The organism is Rhodoferax sp. UBA5149 (assembly GCF_002413825.1).
Taxonomy (GTDB): Bacteria; Pseudomonadota; Gammaproteobacteria; order Burkholderiales; family Burkholderiaceae_C; genus Rhodoferax.
Window position 1 is genome coordinate 34,544 of record NZ_DHXT01000131.1, and the last position, 2,171, is coordinate 36,714.

Sequence of the window (2,171 nt, forward strand, 5' to 3'; positions counted from 1 at the left end):
ATTCTGAAAGAGTTCATGGTGCGCAACACCTACATCTACCCGCCCGCGCCCAGCATGCGCATCATTGGCGACATCATCGAGTACACGGCCAAGAACATGCCAAAGTTCAACTCGATTTCCATCAGCGGCTACCACATGCAGGAAGCCGGCGCCAATCAGGCGCTGGAACTGGCCTTCACGCTGGCCGACGGCAAGGAGTATGTGAAGACGGCCATCGCCAAAGGCATGGACGTGGACGAGTTTGCCGGGCGCCTGAGCTTCTTCTGGGCCATCGGCATGAATTTCTACCTGGAAGTGGCCAAGATGCGGGCCGCGCGCCTGCTCTGGTGTCGCATCATGAAGGGCTTCGACGCCAAGTCGCCCAAGAGCCTGATGCTGCGCACCCACTGCCAGACCAGCGGCTGGAGCCTGACCGAGCAGGATCCGTACAACAACGTGGTACGCACCACCATCGAAGCCATGGCGGCCGTGTTCGGCGGCACGCAAAGCCTGCATACCAACAGCTTTGACGAAGCGATTGCCTTGCCGACTGAGTTCAGCTCGCGCATCGCCCGCAACACCCAGCTCATAATCCAGGAAGAGACCCACATCACCAACGTGATCGACCCCTGGGCCGGTTCCTACATGATGGAGAAGCTGACGCAGGACATGGCAGACGCCGCGTGGACCATCATCGAAGAAGTCGAGGCCATGGGCGGCATGACCAAGGCCGTGGACAGCGGCTGGGCCAAGCTGAAAATTGAAGCGGCGGCGGCCGAGAAGCAGGCCCGCATCGACAGCGGCAAAGATGTGATCGTCGGCGTCAACAAATACAAACTCAAGACCGAAGATGCGATTGAAACCCGCGACATCGACAACGTGGCGGTGCGCGACGGGCAGATCGAACGTCTGAAGCTTATTAGACAAAATCGTGATGTAGCCCTCGTCAATGCTGCGTTGGCTGCTATCACTTCCGCAGCAGAGTCGAATACGGGCAACTTACTCGATCTGGTGATCAAAGCCATGCGTTTGCGCGCCACCGTGGGCGAGGTGAGCGACGCGCTGGAAACAGTTTACGGGCGCCACCGCGCCGACACACAAAAGGTGACCGGCGTGTATGCAGCAGCTTATGACTCGGCGGAGGGCTGGGATGCCCTCAAAACTGAAATCAACGCCTTTGCCGAAAAAGAGGGCCGTCGCCCGCGGGTGATGATTTCCAAATTGGGCCAGGACGGCCATGACCGGGGTGCCAAAGTGGTGGCCACCGCCTTTGCCGACCTTGGCTTTGACGTGGACATGGGCCCGCTGTTCCAGACCCCTGAGGAGTGCGCGCGCCAGGCGATTGAAAACGATGTCCATGCCGTGGGCGTATCAACACTCGCAGCAGGCCACAAAACCCTGGTGCCGGCCATCATCGCCGAGCTCAAGAAGCAAGGCGCCGACGACATCATCGTCTTCGTCGGCGGCGTGATTCCGCGACAAGATTACGAAATGCTCTATGAGGCGGGCGTCAAAGGCATTTACGGCCCCGGTACGCCCATCCCGGCCAGTGCAAAAGACGTGCTGGAGCAAATCAAGAAGGCGATTGCCTGAATGAAATGGTGATTTCCGTCGCCGCCATCGTCCAGGCCACAGGTGCCCAGCAGCGCCGCGCCATCGCCAAGGCCATCACGCTGCTCGAATCGACCCGCGCCGACCACCGCGCGCAGGCCGATGAACTGCTCACAGCCCTGCTGCCGCACACCGGCAAGTCTTTCCGCTTGGGCATCAGCGGCGTGCCGGGCGTCGGCAAATCCACCTTCATCGAAGTGCTGGGCTTGTACCTGATAGCCCAAGGCCACCGCGTGGCGGTGCTGACCATCGACCCCTCCAGCACGGTTTCGGGTGGCTCCATCCTGGGCGACAAGACGCGCATGGAGAAGTTGTCGGTGCATGAGCAGGCCTACATTCGCCCCAGCCCATCAAGCGGCACGCTGGGCGGCGTCGCCGAGAAAACGCGCGAGGCCATGCTGGTCTGCGAGGCGGCAGGCTACGACATCGTGATCGTCGAGACCGTGGGCGTCGGGCAGTCGGAGACGGCGGTGGCCAATATGACCGACATGTTTGTGCTGATGCAGTTGCCCAACGCGGGCGACGACTTGCAAGCCATCAAGAAAGGCGTGATGGAGTTGGCCGACCTGGTGGTGATCAAC

At 60.8% G+C, this 2,171-nt stretch carries 2 protein-coding genes; both read left to right on the plus strand.

Features of this window, described 5'->3' with window-relative positions; all coding sequences use genetic code 11:
* A partial coding sequence (gene scpA / locus B3V69_RS11595) for a methylmalonyl-CoA mutase (protein WP_296446681.1) occupies window positions 1-1,572 on the plus strand: 1,572 nt, incomplete at its 5' end.
* Window positions 1,573-1,577: 5 nt separating this feature from the next.
* Window positions 1,578-2,171, plus strand: a 594-nt coding sequence (meaB, locus tag B3V69_RS11600) for a methylmalonyl Co-A mutase-associated GTPase MeaB (RefSeq protein WP_296446685.1), incomplete at its 3' end; no start/stop codon positions are given.